Here is an 18,463-nt window from a genome sequence, read left to right as displayed (position 1 = left end):
GTGCGCAGAGGATACGCTCGGTGACCCGGGGCGATCACTGCGTTCATGACGGCGTAACACGCCGGACCTCTTCGTCACCGCCACGAAACATCGTGCGGCATCTGTGGAAACGGCGCTCCGCCAGTCTCATGCGGCATAACGGCCCCCGCCCACAGTCCGCCGAGGCTCCGCCCGCACGCGGCCGCACGACGACGAGGAGACGCCGATGCCCCCAGGCATCTCGACCCTTGCCGCAGACGCTCCAGAGCTGTCTGCCGCCAACACAGGGTTCATGCTCATCTGTTCCGCCCTGGTGATGCTCATGACCCCGGGACTGGCCTTCTTCTACGGAGGCATGGTCCGCGTCAAAAGCACCCTGAACATGCTGATGATGAGCTTCATCAGCCTCGGGATCGTCACCATCCTGTGGGTGCTCTACGGCTTCAGCATGGCCTTCGGCACCGACATCGGCTCCGTCGTCGGATGGAGCTCGGACTACGTCGGCCTCAGCAACATCGGCGTCAACGAGCTGTGGGACGGCTACACCATCCCCGTCTTCGTCTTCGCCGTGTTCCAGCTGATGTTCGCGATCATCACACCGGCGCTGATCAGCGGCGCCCTGGCCGACCGCGTCAAGTTCACCGCCTGGGCGCTGTTCATCACCCTGTGGGTCACCGTCGTCTACTTCCCGGTCGCGCACTGGGTGTGGGGCTCCGGCGGCTGGCTCTTCGAGATGGGCGTCATCGACTTCGCCGGCGGCACGGCCGTCCACATCAACGCCGGAGCCGCGGCCCTCGGCGTCATCCTGGTCATCGGCAAGCGCGTCGGCTTCAAGAAGGACCCGATGCGCCCGCACAGCCTCCCGCTGGTCATGCTGGGCGCGGCGCTCCTGTGGTTCGGCTGGTTCGGCTTCAACGCCGGTTCGTGGCTCGGCAACGACGACGGCGTGGGCGCCGTGATGTTCGTCAACACCCAGGTCGCCACCGCCGCCGCCATGCTCGCCTGGCTGCTCTACGAGAAGATCCGCCACGGCGCCTTCACCACCCTCGGCGCCGCCTCCGGCGCGGTCGCGGGCCTCGTCGCCATCACCCCGGCCGGCGGTTCCGTCTCCCCGCTCGGCGCGATCGCCGTCGGCGCCGTCTCCGGTCTGCTCTGCGCCATGGCCGTGGGCCTCAAGTTCAAGTTCGGCTACGACGACTCCCTCGACGTCGTCGGCGTCCACCTCGTCGGCGGTGTCGTCGGCTCCCTGCTGGTCGGCTTCTTCGCCACCGGCGGCGTCCAGTCCGACGCCAAGGGCCTCTTCTACGGCGGCGGCCTCGACCAGCTCGGCAAGCAGGCCGTCGGCGTCTTCGCCGTACTCGCCTACTCTCTGGTGGTCTCCGCCGTCCTCGCCCTCCTCCTGGACAAGACCATCGGCATGCGGGTCGACGAGGACGTCGAGGTCTCCGGCATCGACCAGGACGAGCACGCCGAGACCGCGTACGACTTCAGCGGAGCGGGCGGCGGCGCCGGCTCCCGCAAGGCCGTGCCCGCGACGGGCGAGGCAGCGACAGCCGCAGCGAACAAGAAGGTGGACGCATGAAGCTCATCACCGCAGTCGTGAAGCCGCACCGGCTGGACGAGATCAAGGAGGCCCTCCAGGCCTTCGGCGTCCAGGGGCTCACGGTCACGGAGGCCAGCGGCTACGGCCGGCAGCGCGGCCACACCGAGGTCTACCGGGGCGCCGAGTACACCGTCGACCTCGTCCCCAAGATCCGCATCGAGGTGCTGGTCGAGGACGACGACGCCGAACAGCTCGTGGAAGTGATCGTCAAGGCCGCCCGCACCGGAAAGATCGGCGACGGCAAGGTCTGGAGTGTCCCGGTCGACACGGCGGTCCGGGTGCGCACCGGCGAGCGCGGCCCCGACGCCCTCTGAACCATTCCGCACGAGGTGAGCGAGCCACAGGGGGTACGAGCGCCCGGGGGTGAGCGAACACGAAACACCAAGGGAGCTGCTGGGTGACCCTCGACGTGACCAACGAAGCGGAAGACACGGGACCCAGCGGCTATGCGGCGGCCCGGCTGCTCCTTCTCAACGAGAAGGAGCGGTCCGGGCCGCCGCGCCGTGCGGCCCTCGCCAAGCTCACCGACGAATGGCTGTCCGCGCTGTTCGCCACGGCCGCGCAGGAACAGGGCGTACGGGGCGCCGCCCTCGTCGCCGTCGGCGGCTACGGCCGCGGGGAACTCTCCCCGCGCAGCGACCTCGACCTCCTGCTGCTCCACGACGGCAGCGCGTCCCCCGCCGCCGTCGCCGCGATCGCCGACCGGATCTGGTACCCGGTCTGGGACCTGGGCCTGGCCCTCGACCACTCCGTACGCACCCCGGCGGAGGCCCGCAAGACCGCCGGCGAGGACCTCAAGGTGCAGCTCGGACTGCTCGACGCCCGGCCCGTCGCCGGCGACCTCGGGCTCGTCGCCTCCCTGCGCACCGCCGTCCTCGCGGACTGGCGCAACCAGGCGCCCCGGCGGCTGCCCGAGCTCGACGAACTCTGCCGGGAGCGGGCCGTCCGCCAGGGCGAACTGCAGTACCTCCTCGAACCCGACCTCAAGGAGGCCCGCGGCGGACTGCGCGACGTCACCGCGCTGCGCGCCGTCGCCGCCTCCTGGCTCGCCGACGCCCCCCGCGAAGGACTTGCGGAGGCCCGCCGCACCCTGCTCGACGTGCGCGACGCACTCCACCTCACCACCGGCCGCGCCACCGACCGCCTCGCCCTCCAGGAACAGGACCAGGTCGCCGCCGAACTCGGCCTCCTCGACGCCGACGCACTGCTGCGCCAGGTGTACGAGGCCGCCCGGACCGTCTCGTACGCCACCGACGTCACCTGGCGCGAGGTGGGCCGGGTGCTGCGCTCGCGCGCCGTGCGGCCGAGGCTGCGGGCCATGCTCGGGGGCCGGGCGCCGCAGCACGAACGCACCCCGCTCGCGGAGGGCGTCGTCGAACTCGACGGCGAGGCGGTCCTCGCCCGAACCGCACGGCCCGAACGCGACCCGGTGCTCCCGCTCCGCGCCGCCGCCGCGGCGGCCCAGGCGGGCCTGCCGATCTCCCGGCACGCCGTCCGGCGCCTCGGCGAGGCCATGGCCGACCGGCCGCTGCCGGTGCCGTGGCCCGCGGAGGCCCGCGAGGAGCTCGTCACCCTGCTCGGCGCCGGGGAGCCGACCGTCGCCGTGTGGGAGGCCCTGGAGGCGGAGGGCCTGATCACCCGGCTCGTCCCCGACTGGGAACGCGTCCGCTGCCGGCCCCAGCGCAACGCCGTACACACCTGGACCGTCGACCGGCACCTCGTGGAGACCGCGGTCAAGGCGTCCGAACTCACCCGCCACGTCGGCCGCCCGGACCTGCTGCTGGTCGCCGCCCTGCTGCACGACATCGGCAAGGGCTGGCCCGGGGACCACTCCGTCGCCGGCGAGACCATCGCCCGCGACGTCGCCGCCCGGATCGGCTTCGACCGCGCCGACGTCGACGTCCTCGCCACCCTCGTCCGCCACCATCTGCTGCTCATCGACACGGCGACCCGCCGCGACCTCGAGGACCCCGCGACCGTCGACTCCGTCGCCTCGGTCGTCGGGTCCGCCTCCACCCTGGAGCTGCTGCACGCCCTGACCGAGGCGGACGCGCTGGCGACCGGCCCGGCGGCCTGGTCCTCCTGGCGCGGCTCGCTCGTCGCGGACCTCGTACGGCGCGTGGCGGCCGTACTCGCCGGAGACGTCCTGGCCGAACCCGACCAGACGGCCCCCAGCGCCGAACAGGAGCGCCTCGCGGTCGAGGCCCTGCGCACCGGCGAACCCGTGCTCGCCCTGCATGCCCAGCCCGAGGCCCCCGCCGAGGACGGCGGACCGGAACCCGTGGGCGTCGAACTGCTCATCGCCCTGCCCGACCAGCCGGACGTGCTGCCCGCGGTCGCCGGCGTCCTCGCGCTGCACCGGCTCACCGTCCGCGCGGCGGACCTGCGGGCGGTCGAGCTGCCGACCGAGGTGGGCGACGGGGCCGTCCTCGTACTGAACTGGCGCGTCGCGGCCGAGTACGGCTCCCTGCCGCAGGCCGCCCGGCTCCGCGCGGACCTGGTGCGCGCGCTCGACGGCTCCCTGGACATCCGCGGCCGCCTCGCCGAACGCGAGGCCGCCTACCCGCGGCGGCGCGGCGTGAAGGCCCCGCCGCCGCGCGTGACGGTCGCGCCGGCCGGTTCCCGCCTGGCCACGGTCATCGAGGTCCGCGCCCACGACGCCCCCGGCCTGCTGCACCGGATCGGGCGGGCGCTGGAGGGGGCGGACGTCCGGGTCCGCAGCGCCCATGTCTCGACGCTCGGCGCGAACGCCGTCGACACCCTCTACGTCACGGACGAGAACGGGGCCCCGCTCGGCGACGCGGAGGCGGCGGCGCTGGCGAAGAGCGTGGAGGAGGCGCTGCGCTGAGAGCGTGACGGGGCGCGCCCGCCCGCCGCCCGCGCCCCCGTCCGCCCCGTTGTGGCGGGCGGGGGCAGGAATGTTCCGGGGCCCGATACCCTTGGGGCGTCCACCAGGCCCCGACCCGAGGAATCGCGACCACCGTGTTCGATACGCTTTCCGACCGCCTCAGCGCGACTTTCAAAAACCTCCGGGGCAAGGGACGCCTGTCAGAGGCAGACATCGACGGCGCGGCCCGGGAAATCCGTATCGCCCTGCTCGAGGCCGACGTGGCGCTCCCGGTCGTCCGGGAATTCATCAAGCAGGTCAAGACCCGCGCCCTCGGCGCCGAGGTCTCCAAGGCGCTGAATCCCAGCCAGCAGGTCATCAAGATCGTCAACGAAGAGCTGGTCACGATCCTGGGCGGTGAGACCCGCCGACTGCGGTTCGCCAAGACCGCGCCGACCGTGATCATGCTCGCCGGTCTGCAGGGTGCCGGTAAGACCACCCTCGCGGGAAAGCTGGGTCTCTGGCTCAAGGGCCAGGGCCACTCGCCCCTGCTCGTCGCCTGTGACCTCCAGCGCCCCAACGCTGTCAACCAGCTCTCGGTCGTCGCGGAGCGCGCCGGCGTCGCGGTGTACGCGCCCGAGCCGGGCAACGGTGTCGGTGACCCGGTCCGGGTCGCGAAGGACTCGATCGAGCACGCGCGGACCCGTCAGTACGACATCGTGATCGTCGACACCGCCGGCCGCCTGGGCATCGACCAGGAGCTGATGCAGCAGGCCGCGGACATCAGGGACGCGGTCTCGCCCGACGAGATCCTTTTCGTGGTCGACGCCATGATCGGTCAGGACGCCGTCAACACCGCGGAGGCCTTCCGCGACGGCGTCGGCTTCGACGGCGTGGTGCTGTCCAAGCTGGACGGCGACGCCCGAGGCGGTGCCGCGCTCTCCATCGCGCACGTCACCGGCAAGAACGTCATGTTCGCCTCCAACGGCGAGAAGCTGGACGACTTCGACGCGTTCCACCCGGACCGCATGGCGTCCCGCATCCTCGGCATGGGCGACATGCTCTCGCTGATCGAGAAGGCCGAGCAGACCTTCAGCCAGGAAGAGGCCGCCAAAATGGCCTCGAAGCTGGCGAGCAGCAAGGGCAAGGAGTTCACGCTCGACGACTTCCTGGCCCAGATGGAGCAGGTCAGGAAGATGGGCAGCATCAGCAAGCTGCTCGGAATGCTGCCCGGCATGGCGCAGATGAAGGACCAGATCAACAACATCGACGAGCGTGACGTGGACCGTACGGCCGCGATCATCAAGTCGATGACGCCGGGCGAGCGCGACGACCCGACGATCATCAACGGCTCGCGCCGCGCCCGTATCGCCAAGGGTTCCGGTGTCGAGGTCAGCGCGGTGAAGGGCCTGGTGGAGCGGTTCTTCGAGGCGCGCAAGATGATGTCGCGGATGGCACAGGGCGGCGGAATGCCCGGTATGCCGGGGATGCCCGGTATGGGTGGCGGCCCCGGCCGTCAGAAGAAGCAGCAGAAGCAGGCCAAGGGCAAGCGCAAGAGCGGCAACCCGATGAAGCGCAAGGCCGAGGAGCAGGCGGCGGCCGCGCGCCGCGAGCAGGCGGCGGCGCAGGGCGGCGCCTTCGGGCTGCCGGCCGAGCCGGAGAAGGACTTCGAGCTGCCCGACGAGTTCAAGAAGTTCATGGGCTGACGCCCGGCTACTGCGTAAGGGCCCGCGACCGTCACGGTCGCGGGCCCTCTTCGTACTGGGGGATCAGGGCGTGCGGGCGATCAGATAGCGGAAGACATTGGGCATCCAGACGGTGCCGTCGGGCCGCCGGTGGTCGTGGAGCGCCTCGGCGATCTCCTTCTCGACCTGGGCCGCGTCGCTCTCCCGCACCGCCGTGTCGTAGAGCCCGGTCGACAGCAGTCCCCGTACCGCGCTGTCCGTGTCGGCGTAGCCGAAGGGGCAGGCGACCCGGCCCGAGCCGTCCGGATTGAGTCCGGCGCGCCCGGCCACGTCCTCCAGCGCGTCGCGGTGGGCGGTGCGCCGCCGTTCGCCGGCCACGCGCAGCACTCCGGAGGTGGCGCACCGCTCCGGCGGCCCCCACGCGGTGAGCACCACGTGGCTCCGGCGCTCGGCGAGGCCGATCGCGTCCCGCAGCGTCCGCTCCAGCCGCCCCGCGTCGCCCGTGCCGGCGCCGATCGGCTGGAACGCGGTGATGAGGTTGTACGCGGGCCGGCCGGGCCCGGCCGCGGCGGTGGCGTCGCCGTCGAGCAGCCGTGCCGTCGGGCTCCCGTCCATGCGTTCCCGCGCGAGGGCGAGCCGGTCACCGTCCGTGTCGACGCCCGTCACACTCGCCCCGCGGGCCCTGGCCATCAGCAGGGCTAGTCCGGAGCCGCAGCCGAGACTCAGGAGCTGCGTGCCGGCGCCGACCTCGAGACGTTCGTAGACCGCCTCGTAGAGCGGCACCAGCATGCGTTCCTGGATCTCGGCCCAGTCCCGGGCGCGTGTGCTTGTCTCCGCCGAGGGTGCCGACGCGTTGTGGGGTCGGTGCTGGACGAGCGTGGATGCCATCGAAAGCGCCCCAATCCGCCGAGAGGTGATGTGCCCTTGAGTCAGCCCCCGTGTGCGTACGCTCCGCGCTTCCCCGTATGCCAGAGAACTCCGCGGGCGTCCCCACGTCCAGAGGTTGTGCGGCACTGCTTCTGCGCCGGAGCGCGAGCCCCGGACAACCTGGCCGATTCACGCACAGGTCCGCCGTCGCCGTACGATGCCCGCCATGGCTAAGGCACCCGTTCTCACGCCCCGGTCCGAAGACTTCCCGCGGTGGTACCAGGACCTGATCAACAAGGCCGAACTGGCGGACAACGGACCGGTGCGCGGCACCATGGTCATCCGACCGTACGGCTACGGCCTGTGGGAGCGGATGCAGCAGGAGATGGACGCCCGCATCAAGGACGCGGGTGCGTCGAACGCCTACTTCCCGCTCTTCATCCCCCAGTCTTACCTGACTCGCGAGGCTGAGCACGTCGAGGGCTTCGCGCCCGAACTCGCGGTGGTGACGCACGGCGGGGGCAAGGAGCTCGACGAGCCGGTCGTGGTGCGGCCCACCTCCGAGACGATCATCAACGACTACTTCTCCAAGTGGGTGCAGAGCTACCGGGACCTGCCGCTGCTGATCAACCAGTGGGCGAACGTCGTCCGTTGGGAGATGCGCCCCCGGGTCTTCCTGAGGACGACCGAATTCCTCTGGCAGGAGGGCCACACCGCCCACGCCACCTACGAGGACGCCAGGGACTACGCCGCCCACATCCACCGGAACGTCTACGCGGACTTCATGGTGAACGTCCTCGGCATCGACGTGCTCCTCGGGCGCAAGACGCCCCGTGAGCGGTTCGCCGGGGCGATCAACACCCTCACCCTGGAGGGGATGATGGGTGACGGCAAGGCCCTGCAGATGGGCACGAGCCATGAGCTCGGCACCAACTTCGCCAAGGCGTTCAACACCCGCTACCTCTCCCGGGACGGGCAGCAGGAGCTCGTCTGGCAGACCTCCTGGGGGACGTCCACCCGGATGGTCGGCGGGCTGATCATGTCGCACGGCGACGACAACGGGCTGCGCGTGCCGCCGCGGCTCGCGGCCGTGCAGGTGGTGGTCATGGCCATCAAGGGCGACGAGGCGGTCGCCCGGGTGCGGGAGGTCGGCGCAGCGCTCAAGGCCGCGGGTCTGCGGGTGCAGATCGACGACCGGGTGGACACGCCGTTCGGCCGCCGCGCCGTCGACTGGGAACTCAAGGGCGTGCCGGTGCGGGTCGAGATCGGGCCGCGGGACCTGGAGGCGGGCACCGCGATGCTGGCCCGCCGCATCCCGGGCGGCAAGGAGCCGGTGGACATCGATTCGCTCGCCGCGCTGCTGCCGAAGCTCCTGGAGGACGACCAGGCCCTGCTGCTGGAGCAGTCCCGGGTGCGGCGCGAGTCGCGTACCAGTGACGTCGCCACGATCGAAGAGGCGGCCGAGGCCGCGGCCGCCGGCGGGTGGGCGCGTATCCCGTGGGCGGTACTCGGCCAGGAGGGCGAGGCGCGGCTCGCGGAGCAGGGCGTCTCGGTGCGCTGCCTGGTCGCGGAGGACGGGTCGGTGCCCGACGCGGACGACGCTCCCGGTACTGTCGCCGTCGTGGCACGGGCGTACTGACCCGGCGCACGCCGGGGGCGGGGAAGGCCGGGGCGCTACGTGCCGCCTTGGTGCGAGCCGCGCGGATTCTCCGCAGATCGGCGCACCCGACCGCGTCAGGGCGCATCAACGGCAAGTGACGGGAACTGACGGGTACGTGCAAAATATTTGGGATGGCCCGGAATGGAACCCCATGGCCCTCCGGCTCGTTATCACGACGTGAGCACGACACCACCTGTTCTCGCCGCAGAGCTGGCACAGGCGTGGGCCGACATTCAGCGGCACCACCCCGAGCTGCCGGATCTTGCCGCGCCCGAATCCCTGATCGGAGAGTCCTCGTCCGCCTGCGGCGCCGAGCTCTCCTTCGAGCGACTGCTCCATGAGGCAGTCCACGGCATCGCCGCCGCGCGAGGCGTCCGCGACACCTCGCGTGCCGGCCGCTACCACAACCGCCGCTTCCTCGCGATCGCCGAGGAGATGGGCCTCGACCACGTGGAAGAGCCGCACCCCAGCAGTGGTTTCTCGCTGGTCGCGCTCAACCCGGAGGCGAAACGGCGGTACCGCCCCACGATCGAGCGGCTGCAGCGCGCCCTCAAGGCGCACACGGTCGCGACGGCCTCCGACACCAAGCGCACCTTCCGCGGGCCGGCCGCACGGCACGGCTCCTCGGGCGGCGGCGTGCGGGTGAAGGCCGTCTGCGGCTGCGGCCGCAATGTCAGAGTCGTCCCCTCGGTCCTCGCCCAGGCGCCGATCGTCTGCGGGGGCTGCGGAAAGCCGTTCCGGATCCCGGAGACGGTGGGCGCGGCCGGCTGAGGCCTCCACGCCCACGGGCCCGCAGGCGGCCGGTGAGACCGGCCGCCTGCCGGTCCGGGCTGCGCGATGTCCGGTCGGGTGCGGAGTCGTCGCGGGCGTGTGGCACAATGGCTAGCTGTACTCGACAGCCGCACAGGAACCCTCTCGCCTCCGGCTGACGCGTCCATCGGGCATCCCGAGTACCGCAACCCCACGTGGCATCTCGTGTGCCCAACCACGTCAAGACCAGGAGACACCACTCCCGTGGCAGTCAAGATCAAGCTGAAGCGTCTCGGCAAGATTCGCCAGCCCCACTACCGCATCGTCGTCGCCGACTCCCGTACCCGCCGTGACGGCCGGGCCATCGAGGAGATCGGTCTGTACCACCCGACGTACAACCCGTCGCGCATCGAGGTCGACTCGGAGCGCGCTCAGTACTGGCTGTCCGTCGGTGCCCAGCCGACCGAGCCGGTCCTCGCCATCCTGAAGCTCACCGGCGACTGGCAGAAGGTCAAGGGCCTGCCCGCCCCGGAGAAGCCGCTGCTGGCCCCGGCCGCCAAGGAGGACAAGCGCGCCTCCTTCGACGCCTTCGCCAAGGCTCTCGAGGGTGACGACGCCAAGGGTGAGGCCATCACCCCGAAGGCGAAGAAGGCCGACAAGAAGGCGGACGAGGCCGAGGTCGCGTCCACCGAGTCGACCGAGGCCTGAGCATGCTCGAGGAGGCTCTCGAGCACCTCGTGAAGGGCATCGTCGACAACCCGGACGACGTGCAGGTCGCTTCGCGCACCCTGCGCCGCGGGCGTGTGCTCGAGGTCCGGGTCCACCCCGACGACCTCGGTAAGGTGATCGGCCGCAACGGCCGCACCGCGCGCGCCCTGCGTACCGTCGTGGGCGCCATCGGTGGCCGTGGAATCCGCGTCGACCTCGTCGACGTGGACCAGGTCCACTGAACAAGTTGGCTGTTTTCGCTTAGTTGCGCCGGCTCGGGCCGGGGAGGGCCGTCGGCCCTCCCCGGCCCGTAGTCGTATCGAAGGAGACATTCAGGTGCAGCTGGTAGTGGCGCGGATCGGCCGGGCCCACGGCATCAAGGGCGAGGTCACCGTCGAGGTGCGCACGGACGAGCCGGAGCTGCGGCTCGGGCCCGGCGCCGTGCTGGCCACCGACCCGGCCGCCGTCGGGCCGTTGACCATCGAGAGCGGCAGGGTGCACAGCGGACGGCTGCTGCTGCGCTTCGAGGGCGTGGCCGACCGCACCGCCGCGGAGGCGCTGCGCAACACCCTGCTCATCGCCGAGGTGGACCCGGAGGAACTGCCGGAGGAGCCCGACGAGTACTACGACCACCAGTTGATGGACCTGGACGTGGTGCTCACGGACGGCACGGAGGTCGGCCGGATCACCGAGATCAGCCATCTGCCGTCGCAGGACCTGTTCATCGTCGAACGCCCCGACGGCAGCGAGGTGATGATCCCGTTCGTCCAGGAGATCGTCACCGAGATCGACCTGGAGGAGCAGCGGGCCGTGATCGACCCGCCGCGCGGGCTCCTCGACGAGGGCGAGGCAGAGGTGGCCTCCAGCCGCGACGCCGCGGAGGACGGATCCTGATGCGGCTCGACGTCGTCACGATCTTCCCCGAGTACCTGGAACCGCTGAACGTCTCGCTGGTCGGCAAGGCCCGCGCCCGCGGACAGCTCGGTGTCCACGTCCACGATCTGCGCGAGTGGACGTACGACCGGCACAACACCGTCGACGACACCCCGTACGGCGGCGGGCCCGGCATGGTCATGAAGACCGAGCCGTGGGGCGAGGCCCTCGACGACGTCCTGGCGAGCGGCTACGAGTCGGGCGCCCACGGCCCCGCACTGGTGGTCCCCACCCCCAGCGGACGCCCCTTCACCCAGGAACTGGCCGTGGAGCTCTCCGAGCGCCCCTGGCTGATCTTCACCCCCGCGCGCTACGAGGGCATCGACCGCCGGGTCGTCGACGAGTACGCGACCCGGATGCCGGTCTTCGAGGTGTCCATCGGGGACTACGTGCTGGCCGGCGGCGAGGCGGCCGTGCTGGTCGTCACCGAGGCCGTCGCACGCCTGCTGCCGGGCGTGCTCGGCAACGCAGAGTCCCACCGGGACGACTCCTTCGCACCGGGCGCGATGGCGAACCTGCTGGAGGGCCCCGTCTACACCAAGCCGCCGGTGTGGCGCGGGCGCGAGATCCCCGAGGTGCTGGTCAGCGGCCACCACGGCAGGATCGCGCGCTGGCGGCGGGACGAGGCGCTGACCCGTACGGCCCGCAACCGGCCCGACCTGATCGAGCGCTGCGACCCGGCCGCCTTCGACAAGAAGGACCGGGAGACCCTGTCGATCCTCGGCTGGGCGCCGGAGCCGGGCGGCCGATTTTGGCGCAGACCCCAGGCCGTGGAAGAATGAGCCGCTGCTGTACGTCCGGCCGGCGCCCCTGCCACAGGGGGAACGACGCCCGCCCGGCGCGCGAGCACCCTTTTCTCATCACGACATTCCGCTGATGACCTGTGGCATCGGCGAGGAAGCAGACCACCATGGCTCACCTGCTCGACAACGTCAACGCGGCTTCGCTGCGCAGCGACGTCCCGGCCTTCCGTCCCGGTGACACCGTGAACGTCCACGTTCGCGTCATCGAGGGCAACCGCTCCCGTATCCAGCAGTTCAAGGGCGTCGTCATCCGCCGCCAGGGCGCGGGCGTGAGCGAGACCTTCACGGTCCGCAAGGTCTCCTTCTCCGTCGGCGTCGAGCGCACCTTCCCGGTGCACAGCCCGATCTTCGAAAAGATCGAGCTCGTCACCCGCGGTGACGTCCGTCGCGCCAAGCTGTACTACCTCCGTGAGCTGCGCGGCAAGGCCGCGAAGATCAAGGAGAAGCGCGACTGACGAGCCTGAGCTCACAGCCGCGACGACGCTTCGGATCCACCGGTCACAGGGCGGCCGGATAAGCTCTGCCACCGATGGACACCCAAGCACAGCACACGGAGCGCGATCGCTCTTCCACCCCCGAGGACGGGGGCGGGGAAGAGGGATCGCGCTCCGTGCGTCGTTCCCGTACCTCCCGCTGCTCCCGGCGTTTCCGGCTTTTCCGGGGCGCTGCGGGCCGTGGGCCGGTGTCGCTGCGCACGGCCGGCTGGACCGGAGCCGCCTGCGCGGTCTTCGTGCTGCTGCTGAACCACTTCCTGATCCAGCCCTTCCAGATCCCCAGCGGCTCCATGGAGCCGACGCTGCAGATCGGGGACCGGGTGCTGGTGAACAAGCTGGCCTACGGTTCCGGGGCGGAGCCCCGGCGCGGAGACGTGATCGTCTTCGACGGCGAGGGCTCCTTCGTGCCGGAGGAACTGACTGAAAATCCGGTGAGTTCCGTAGTACGAGAGGGGCTCGCCGTATTCGGACTGGCCGAGCCGGCCGAGACCGATTTCGTGAAACGGGTGGTGGGCGTGGGTCGTGACCGAGTCGTCTGCTGCGACAAGGGGGGCAAGGTCGAGGTGAACGGCGTACCGGTCGAAGAGACGTATCTGCACTCCGACGGCGTGCCGTCGGAGGTGGCGTTCGACATCGTCGTCCCCGAGGGGACGCTCTGGGTCATGGGCGACCACCGCAGCAACTCGAGCGACTCCAGGGACCACCTCGGCCGGCCCGGCGGCGGGATGGTGCCCGTGGACATGGTGATCGGCCGGGTGGACTGGATCGGCTGGCCCGTTGGCCGCTGGTCCGGCATCGAGACGACGGAGGCGTTCTCCGGCGTACCCGACGCGCCCCCGGGCGGCGCCCATGGGTAAACGCGGGCGCAGCCCCAGCCACCGGGCGGACACCCGGCTGCCGACCGGGACCCGGCCCACCGACGGGGCCCGGTCGCTGCCCGGCCGGGCCGAGCGGCGCCGGCTGGCACAGAAGGTCAGGCGCAAGCGCCGCCGTTCTGCGGTGAAGGAGATACCCGTCCTGATCACGGTCGCGCTGCTCATAGCCCTGGTGCTGAAGACGTTCCTGGTGCAGGCCTTCGTGATCCCGTCGGGCTCCATGGAGCAGACGATCAGGATCGAGGACCGGGTGCTGGTCGACAAACTCACCCCGTGGTTCGGCTCGAAGCCGGAGCGGGGCGACGTCGTCGTGTTCAAGGACCCGGGCGGCTGGCTGCCGCCGGAGGAGAAGCCGGCACAGGACGATCCGGTCGTGATCAAGCAGGCCAAGCAGCTGCTGACCTTCATCGGGCTGCTGCCGTCGGACGACGAACGGGATCTCATCAAGCGCGTGGTGGCCGTCGGCGGGGACCGGGTCGTCTGCTGCGACAAGGACCGCCGGGTCACCGTCAACGGTGTGGCGCTGAACGAACCCTATCTGCATCCGGACGACGTCCCCTCGTCGATGCGGTTCGACGTGAAGGTGCCGGCCGGGCGGCTCTTCGTGATGGGGGACCACCGGTCGAACTCCGCCGACTCGCGTTTCCACCTCGACGAGGAGGGCAGCGGCACGGTCGCGGAGGACCGCGTCGTCGGCAGGGCGGTCGTGATCGCCTGGCCGCTGGACCACTGGCGGCAGCTGGAGGAGCCGGAGACGTACGCATCCGTACCCAACGCGCGCGCCGGGACCACGGCGGCACAGTCGCCGTCGAATACCCTGTCATCCCAGGACCACAACGGAATGGTCCTGCTCCCGACCCCTGCGGAACTCCCGCTCGTTATGGGAGTGGTGGGCCTGTACCTGATTCGGCACAGGCGGTTCGCACGGCGTGAGGAGTGGATGTGGGGGACGTGGCGGTCGGCGCACGGTCCGGGCATGACGATCCCGAGGAGAGGCGCGGGCTTCCCGAGACGCCCCCGGGCATGACGGACGACCCACTGCCGCCGACCGGCGGCGACGGTGGCCGTGGCGATGGCGGCGACAGTGACGGCGACTCCCCGGAGGGCAGCGGTACGGACCGGAAGAAGCAGAAGTCCTTCTGGAAGGAACTGCCGCTCCTCGTCGGTATCGCACTGCTTCTCGCGCTGCTGATCAAGACCTTCCTGGTGCAGGCGTTCTCGATCCCGTCGGAATCGATGATGAACACCCTGCAGCGGGGCGACCGGGTGCTGGTGGACAAGCTCACCCCGTGGTTCGGCTCCGAGCCCGAGCGCGGCGAGGTCGTCGTCTTCCACGACCCCGGCGGCTGGCTCGAGGGCGAGCCCGTCCCGGAGCCGAACGTCGTGCAGCGGTTCCTGAGCTTCATCGGCCTGATGCCGTCCGCGGAGGACAAGGACCTCATCAAGCGGACGATCGCGGTCGGCGGCGACACGGTGGAGTGCAAGAAGGGCGGCCCGGTCAAGGTCAACGGCGAGGCCCTCGACGAGCCGTACGTCTTCCCCGGCAGCTCCGCCTGCGACGACATGCCGTTCGGGCCCTTCAAGGTGCCGGACGACAAGATCTGGGTGATGGGCGACAACCGCCAGAATTCGCAGGACTCCCGCTACCACATGGAGGACGTGAACCGGGGCTTCGTCCCGGTCGACAAGGTCGTGGGACGCGCCGTGGTGGTCGCCTGGCCGCTGGACCGCTGGTCCACCCTGCCGGTGCCGGACACCTTCGACCGTCTCGCGATCGGCGCCGCGGCCACCGTGCTGCCCGCTGCCCCCGCGGCGCTCGGCCTCGCCGGCGCGGTGCCCGTGGTGCTGTGGCGCAGGAGGCTGACCGCCGGGCGTACCGCCGGGTAGGGTGCCGCCCAGATCGCCGACTCCCCGGGCGCCGGACTCCCGGGGGTCGTATCTCCGAGGTGGGGAGCGCAGGGATGGGCGGAACAGGACGAGACGACGGCCACGGCCGGCTGGGCAGTGCGCTGTCCGGGCTGGCGGTGGCCGTCGGCTGTGTGCTCTTCCTCGGTGGGTTCGTCTGGGGCGCCCTCGTCTACCAGCCGTACATCGTGCCGACGGAGTCGATGGCGCCGACCGTGCAGGCGGGCGACCGGGTGCTGGCAGAGCGGATCGACGGCGACGAGGTGCGCCGCGGGGACGTCGTCGTCTTCCGTGACAAGCAGTGGGGCGACCTGCCCATGATCAAACGGGTCGTGGGGGTGGGCGGCGACGAGATCGCATGCTGCGACGGGGACGGCCGGCTGACGATCAACGGCGAGGCCGTCGAGGAACCGTATCTGCTGCAGCCCGACCAGCCCGCGTCGCAGGAGTTCACGGCAGTCGTGCCCGAGGGGCAGCTCTTCCTGCTCGGTGACGAGCGCCTCGGCTCGCTCGACTCGAGGTCGCACCTCCAGGAGCCCGGTCACGGCTCCGTGCCCCGCTCCGCGGTCTCCGCCCGGGTCGACGCCGTGGCCTGGCCCCTGGACGGCGGGATCGTCGAGCGCCCCGAGAGCTTCGCCGGCCTGCCCGGAGGGGTGTCGCGGCCCGGTCCCGTCAAGCTCATGGCCGGGTCGGCCGTGGTCGGCGCCCTGCTGATCGTCGGCGGGGCCGCGTACGGGCCGGTGGCGGCCCGCACGGGGCGCAAGCGGCGCGGCCGGGCGGTCTCCGGTGTCGCCTGACGCTCCGCTCTCCCGGCTGCGCAAGGTCTCCAGGGTCGTGCTCCTCGACCCTCGGGACCGCATCCTCCTCCTGCACGGGTACGAGCCGGCCGACCCGGCCGACGACTGGTGGTTCACCCCCGGCGGCGGCCTGGAGGGCGACGAGACGCGGGAGCAGGCGGCGCTGCGGGAGCTCGCGGAGGAGACCGGGATCACCGAGGTGGAACTGGGGCCGGTGCTGTGGCAGCGGCACTGCTCGTTCCCCTTCGACGGCCGCCGCTGGGACCAGGACGAGTGGTACTTCCTGGGGCGTACGGACCGGACGGCGACCGCGCCCGCCGGGCTGACGGAGCTCGAGCGAAGGAGCGTCCGCGGCCTGAGGTGGTGGACCTCCGCCGAACTGTCGGCGGCGCGTGAGACGGTGTACCCGACCAGGCTCGCCGAGCTGCTGCGCACGCTGCTCGACGAGGGACCTCCGAGTGCGCCGGTGGTCCTGGACCCGGAAATCGTCTGAGGACCCAGGGTGACTGGCGCACAATGGGGGGACGCAAGGCTGAAGGGGAACATGCCATGAGCGCCGAGGACCTCGAGAAGTACGAGACCGAGATGGAGCTGAAGCTCTACCGGGAGTACCGAGATGTCGTCGGGCTGTTCAAATACGTGATCGAGACCGAGCGGCGCTTCTACCTCACCAATGATTACGAGATGCAGGTGCACTCGGTTCAGGGCGAGGTCTTCTTCGAGGTCTCGATGGCCGACGCCTGGGTCTGGGACATGTACCGGCCGGCCAGGTTCGTCAAGCAGGTCCGGGTGCTCACCTTCAAGGACGTCAACATCGAGGAGCTGAACAAGAGCGACCTCGAGCTTCCGGGGAGCTGAATCCGGGACTGATTCCGGGGCGGGACCCTGGGCTGCGTCCGGGGCCGCACCCGGGGCTGTGTCCGGAGCTGGACCGAGGCTTGATCCGGGGCTGGATCCACTCCTGCGGGTGACGCGGTTGTCCTCAGTCCGAGGGTCGTCCACAGTTCTCGACCAAGATCCACATTGACGGGCCCCACCCGTCAGAGTCGGTGCCGGAGGTGGTGCCGAAATGAACGCGACGGGGGCACTGGGACGGTACGGAGAGGACCTGGCCGCACGGCTGCTGACCAGGTCCGGCATGCGACTGCTGGCGCGGAACTGGCGCTGCGGGCGGGCCGGGGAGATCGATATCGTCGCCCGGGACGGTGACACGGTGGTCGTCTGCGAGGTCAAGACCCGCAGGGCCGGAGCCTATGAGCATCCGATGGCCGCGATCACGCCGGTGAAGGCACGGCGCCTTCGACGGCTCGCCGAGTGCTGGGTGGAGCGGCACGGCGGCGCGCCGCCGGGAGGCGTGCGCATCGACCTCGTGGGCGTGATACTGCCCAGGCGCGGCGCCGCGGTCGTCGAACATGCCCGCGGGGTGGCGTGATGGGGTTCGCGCGAGCGTGTTCCGTGGCCCTGGTGGGTGTCGAGGGCGTGGTCGTCGAGGTCCAGGCGGACCTGGAGCCTGGCGTGGCCGCCTTCACGCTGGTGGGCCTGCCGGACAAGAGCCTGGTCGAGAGCCGCGACCGGGTCAGGGCGGCCGTGGTGAACTCGGGCGCCGAGTGGCCGCAGAAGAAGCTGACCGTGGGGCTCAGCCCGGCCTCGGTGCCGAAGGCCGGGAGCGGCTTTGACCTCGCTGTCGCCGTCGCCGTGCTCGGCGCCGCCGAGCGGATCGACCCGCGGCAGATCGCCGACCTCGTGCTCGTCGGTGAGCTCGGGCTCGACGGGCGGGTCAGACCGGTGCGCGGAGTGCTCCCCGCGGTGCTCGCGGCGGCGGAAGCCGGGTACGAGCACGTGGTCGTGCCCGAACGGACCGCCGGCGAGGCGTCACTCGTACCCGGAATCTCGGTCCTCGGCGTGCGCAGCCTGCGCCAGCTCATCGCCGTGCTCGCCGACGAGCCGGTACCGGACGAGGAGCCCGTCGAGGAAGGCAGACCCGATGCCATGCTGGCGGGCCTGCTGGTGCCGGGCGCGGGCGTCGGCACGGGACTGTCGGCCGCCCCCGGCGAAGGACCGGACCTCGCCGATGTCGCGGGCCAGCACCGGGCGCGCACCGGCCTGGAGGTCGCGGCGGCCGGCGGTCATCATCTGCTGCTCTCCGGCCCGCCCGGCGCGGGCAAGACCATGCTGGCCGAGCGGCTGCCCGGGGTACTGCCGCCGCTGACCCGCCGGGAATCACTCGAAGTGACGGCGGTGCACTCGGTGGCGGGCATCCTGCCCCCGGGCGAGCCGCTGGTGCGCGCCGCGCCGTACTGCGCCCCGCACCACTCGGCGACGATGCAGTCGCTGGTGGGCGGCGGCAACGGCCTGCCGAAGCCGGGCGCCGTCTCGCTCGCCCACCGGGGCCTGCTCTTCCTGGACGAAGCCCCGGAATTCTCCGGAAAGGCGCTGGACGCGCTGCGGCAGCCACTGGAGTCCGGCCATGTCGTCGTCGCCAGGAGCGGGGGAGTGGTGCGCCTGCCGGCGAGATTCCTGCTGATGCAGTATTGTGCGCTTTCGGTCATTGACCGGTCTGAGTATCGGTACGCTGTG

19 protein-coding genes and 1 pseudogene are annotated in these 18,463 nt (G+C 71.2%); 19 read left to right on the top strand and 1 reads right to left on the bottom strand.

Annotation, left to right across the window (positions count from 1 at the left end; translation table 11 throughout):
- The first annotated feature begins 205 nt into the window (after positions 1 to 205).
- From ACWD01_RS16055 to ffh, 4 genes are all read left to right on the top strand, one after another.
- Positions 206 to 1,561: an ammonium transporter gene (locus ACWD01_RS16055; protein WP_451162153.1), complete on the top strand. Its 1,356-nt coding sequence runs from the start codon at positions 206 to 208 to the stop codon at positions 1,559 to 1,561.
- The gene (locus ACWD01_RS16050; protein WP_365993633.1) at positions 1,558 to 1,896 is read left to right on the top strand and encodes a P-II family nitrogen regulator; all 339 of its coding nucleotides are present in this window, start codon (positions 1,558 to 1,560) and stop codon (positions 1,894 to 1,896) included. Before ACWD01_RS16055 ends, ACWD01_RS16050 begins: the two co-directional genes overlap by 4 nt.
- Positions 1,897 to 1,979: 83 nt before the next feature.
- Complete coding sequence (locus tag ACWD01_RS16045) at positions 1,980 to 4,430, top strand: [protein-PII] uridylyltransferase (RefSeq protein ID WP_451162151.1); 2,451 nt, start codon at positions 1,980 to 1,982, stop codon at positions 4,428 to 4,430.
- Positions 4,431 to 4,564: 134 nt separating this feature from the next.
- Entirely contained in the window at positions 4,565 to 6,115 is a 1,551-nt protein-coding gene (gene ffh, locus ACWD01_RS16040) for a signal recognition particle protein (protein ID WP_451162149.1), read from the top strand.
- 63 nt (positions 6,116 to 6,178) lie between these two features.
- Here the strand turns inward: ffh and ACWD01_RS16035 are convergent, their stop codons facing one another.
- Complete coding sequence (locus ACWD01_RS16035; RefSeq protein ID WP_451162147.1) at positions 6,179 to 6,982, bottom strand: methyltransferase domain-containing protein; 804 nt, start codon at positions 6,980 to 6,982, stop codon at positions 6,179 to 6,181.
- A 205-nt stretch (positions 6,983 to 7,187) separates the two neighbouring features.
- Here ACWD01_RS16035 and proS point away from each other — a divergent pair, with 205 nt between their 5' ends.
- The 15 genes and pseudogenes from proS to ACWD01_RS15960 all read left to right on the top strand — a co-directional run.
- Positions 7,188 to 8,600: a proline--tRNA ligase gene (gene proS, locus ACWD01_RS16030; RefSeq protein WP_451162145.1), complete on the top strand. Its 1,413-nt coding sequence runs from the start codon at positions 7,188 to 7,190 to the stop codon at positions 8,598 to 8,600.
- Positions 8,601 to 8,798: 198 nt separating this feature from the next.
- Positions 8,799 to 9,392 (top strand): hypothetical protein, encoded by a 594-nt coding sequence (locus tag ACWD01_RS16025; protein WP_451162143.1) that lies wholly within the window; start codon positions 8,799 to 8,801, stop codon positions 9,390 to 9,392.
- Positions 9,393 to 9,635: 243 nt separating this feature from the next.
- On the top strand, positions 9,636 to 10,079 hold the full coding sequence (gene rpsP, locus ACWD01_RS16020) for a 30S ribosomal protein S16 (RefSeq protein WP_356895624.1): 444 nt from the start codon (positions 9,636 to 9,638) through the stop codon (positions 10,077 to 10,079).
- Between the two features lie 2 nt (positions 10,080 to 10,081).
- Complete coding sequence (locus ACWD01_RS16015) at positions 10,082 to 10,321, top strand: RNA-binding protein (RefSeq protein WP_033266910.1); 240 nt, start codon at positions 10,082 to 10,084, stop codon at positions 10,319 to 10,321.
- Positions 10,322 to 10,415: 94 nt separating this feature from the next.
- Positions 10,416 to 10,973: a ribosome maturation factor RimM gene (rimM, locus tag ACWD01_RS16010; protein WP_451162140.1), complete on the top strand. Its 558-nt coding sequence runs from the start codon at positions 10,416 to 10,418 to the stop codon at positions 10,971 to 10,973.
- The gene (gene trmD, locus ACWD01_RS16005) at positions 10,973 to 11,794 is read left to right on the top strand and encodes a tRNA (guanosine(37)-N1)-methyltransferase TrmD (protein WP_451162138.1); all 822 of its coding nucleotides are present in this window, start codon (positions 10,973 to 10,975) and stop codon (positions 11,792 to 11,794) included. Before rimM ends, trmD begins: the two co-directional genes overlap by 1 nt.
- Positions 11,795 to 11,922: 128 nt before the next feature.
- Complete coding sequence (gene rplS, locus ACWD01_RS16000; RefSeq protein ID WP_451162136.1) at positions 11,923 to 12,270, top strand: 50S ribosomal protein L19; 348 nt, start codon at positions 11,923 to 11,925, stop codon at positions 12,268 to 12,270.
- Positions 12,271 to 12,344: 74 nt separating this feature from the next.
- Complete coding sequence (lepB, locus tag ACWD01_RS15995) at positions 12,345 to 13,166, top strand: signal peptidase I (RefSeq protein WP_451162134.1); 822 nt, start codon at positions 12,345 to 12,347, stop codon at positions 13,164 to 13,166.
- Positions 13,159 to 14,211 carry a signal peptidase I gene (gene lepB / locus ACWD01_RS15990; protein WP_451162132.1) on the top strand — a complete coding sequence of 351 codons (1,053 nt, stop codon included), beginning with the start codon at positions 13,159 to 13,161 and terminating at the stop codon, positions 14,209 to 14,211. Before lepB (ACWD01_RS15995) ends, lepB (ACWD01_RS15990) begins: the two co-directional genes overlap by 8 nt.
- On the top strand, positions 14,136 to 15,071 hold the full coding sequence (gene lepB, locus ACWD01_RS15985; RefSeq protein WP_451162254.1) for a signal peptidase I: 936 nt from the start codon (positions 14,136 to 14,138) through the stop codon (positions 15,069 to 15,071). Before lepB (ACWD01_RS15990) ends, lepB (ACWD01_RS15985) begins: the two co-directional genes overlap by 76 nt.
- A 74-nt stretch (positions 15,072 to 15,145) precedes the next feature.
- Positions 15,146 to 15,886, top strand: coding sequence for a signal peptidase I (lepB, locus tag ACWD01_RS15980; RefSeq protein WP_451162130.1), 741 nt, complete (start codon positions 15,146 to 15,148; stop codon positions 15,884 to 15,886).
- Entirely contained in the window at positions 15,876 to 16,379 is a 504-nt protein-coding gene (locus ACWD01_RS15975) for an NUDIX hydrolase (protein ID WP_451162128.1), read from the top strand. Before lepB (ACWD01_RS15980) ends, ACWD01_RS15975 begins: the two co-directional genes overlap by 11 nt.
- Positions 16,380 to 16,435: 56 nt before the next feature.
- The gene (locus ACWD01_RS15970; protein WP_005311352.1) at positions 16,436 to 16,744 is read left to right on the top strand and encodes a DUF2469 domain-containing protein; all 309 of its coding nucleotides are present in this window, start codon (positions 16,436 to 16,438) and stop codon (positions 16,742 to 16,744) included.
- Between the two features lie 211 nt (positions 16,745 to 16,955).
- On the top strand, positions 16,956 to 17,318 hold the full coding sequence (locus ACWD01_RS15965; protein ID WP_451162126.1) for a YraN family protein: 363 nt from the start codon (positions 16,956 to 16,958) through the stop codon (positions 17,316 to 17,318).
- Positions 17,318 to 18,412 (top strand): annotated as a pseudogene (locus ACWD01_RS15960) (YifB family Mg chelatase-like AAA ATPase); the annotation flags it as partial. The gene ACWD01_RS15965 and the pseudogene ACWD01_RS15960, both read left to right, overlap by 1 nt.
- Positions 18,413 to 18,463 lie beyond the last annotated feature (51 nt).

This window comes from Streptomyces sp. NPDC002835 (assembly GCF_053591995.1).
The sequence above is the reverse complement of the archived record's forward strand: the minus strand, read 5'-3'. Positions and strand labels throughout refer to the sequence as shown.

Excerpts from the sequence above, each read along its gene's own strand:
- ACWD01_RS16055 (WP_451162153.1), top strand. The coding sequence starts at position 206 with ATGCCCCCAGGCATCTCGACCCTTGCCGCAGACGCTCCAGAGCTGTCT.
- ACWD01_RS16050 (WP_365993633.1), top strand. The coding sequence starts at position 1,558 with ATGAAGCTCATCACCGCAGTCGTGAAGCCGCACCGGCTGGACGAGATC.
- ACWD01_RS16035 (WP_451162147.1), bottom strand. The coding sequence starts at position 6,982 with ATGGCATCCACGCTCGTCCAGCACCGACCCCACAACGCGTCGGCACCC.
- proS (WP_451162145.1), top strand. The coding sequence starts at position 7,188 with ATGGCTAAGGCACCCGTTCTCACGCCCCGGTCCGAAGACTTCCCGCGG.
- ACWD01_RS16015 (WP_033266910.1), top strand. The coding sequence starts at position 10,082 with ATGCTCGAGGAGGCTCTCGAGCACCTCGTGAAGGGCATCGTCGACAAC.
- trmD (WP_451162138.1), top strand. The coding sequence starts at position 10,973 with ATGCGGCTCGACGTCGTCACGATCTTCCCCGAGTACCTGGAACCGCTG.
- rplS (WP_451162136.1), top strand. The coding sequence starts at position 11,923 with ATGGCTCACCTGCTCGACAACGTCAACGCGGCTTCGCTGCGCAGCGAC.
- lepB (WP_451162134.1), top strand. The coding sequence starts at position 12,345 with ATGGACACCCAAGCACAGCACACGGAGCGCGATCGCTCTTCCACCCCC.
- lepB (WP_451162132.1), top strand. The coding sequence starts at position 13,159 with ATGGGTAAACGCGGGCGCAGCCCCAGCCACCGGGCGGACACCCGGCTG.
- lepB (WP_451162130.1), top strand. The coding sequence starts at position 15,146 with ATGGGCGGAACAGGACGAGACGACGGCCACGGCCGGCTGGGCAGTGCG.
- ACWD01_RS15970 (WP_005311352.1), top strand. The coding sequence starts at position 16,436 with ATGAGCGCCGAGGACCTCGAGAAGTACGAGACCGAGATGGAGCTGAAG.
- ACWD01_RS15965 (WP_451162126.1), top strand. The coding sequence starts at position 16,956 with ATGAACGCGACGGGGGCACTGGGACGGTACGGAGAGGACCTGGCCGCA.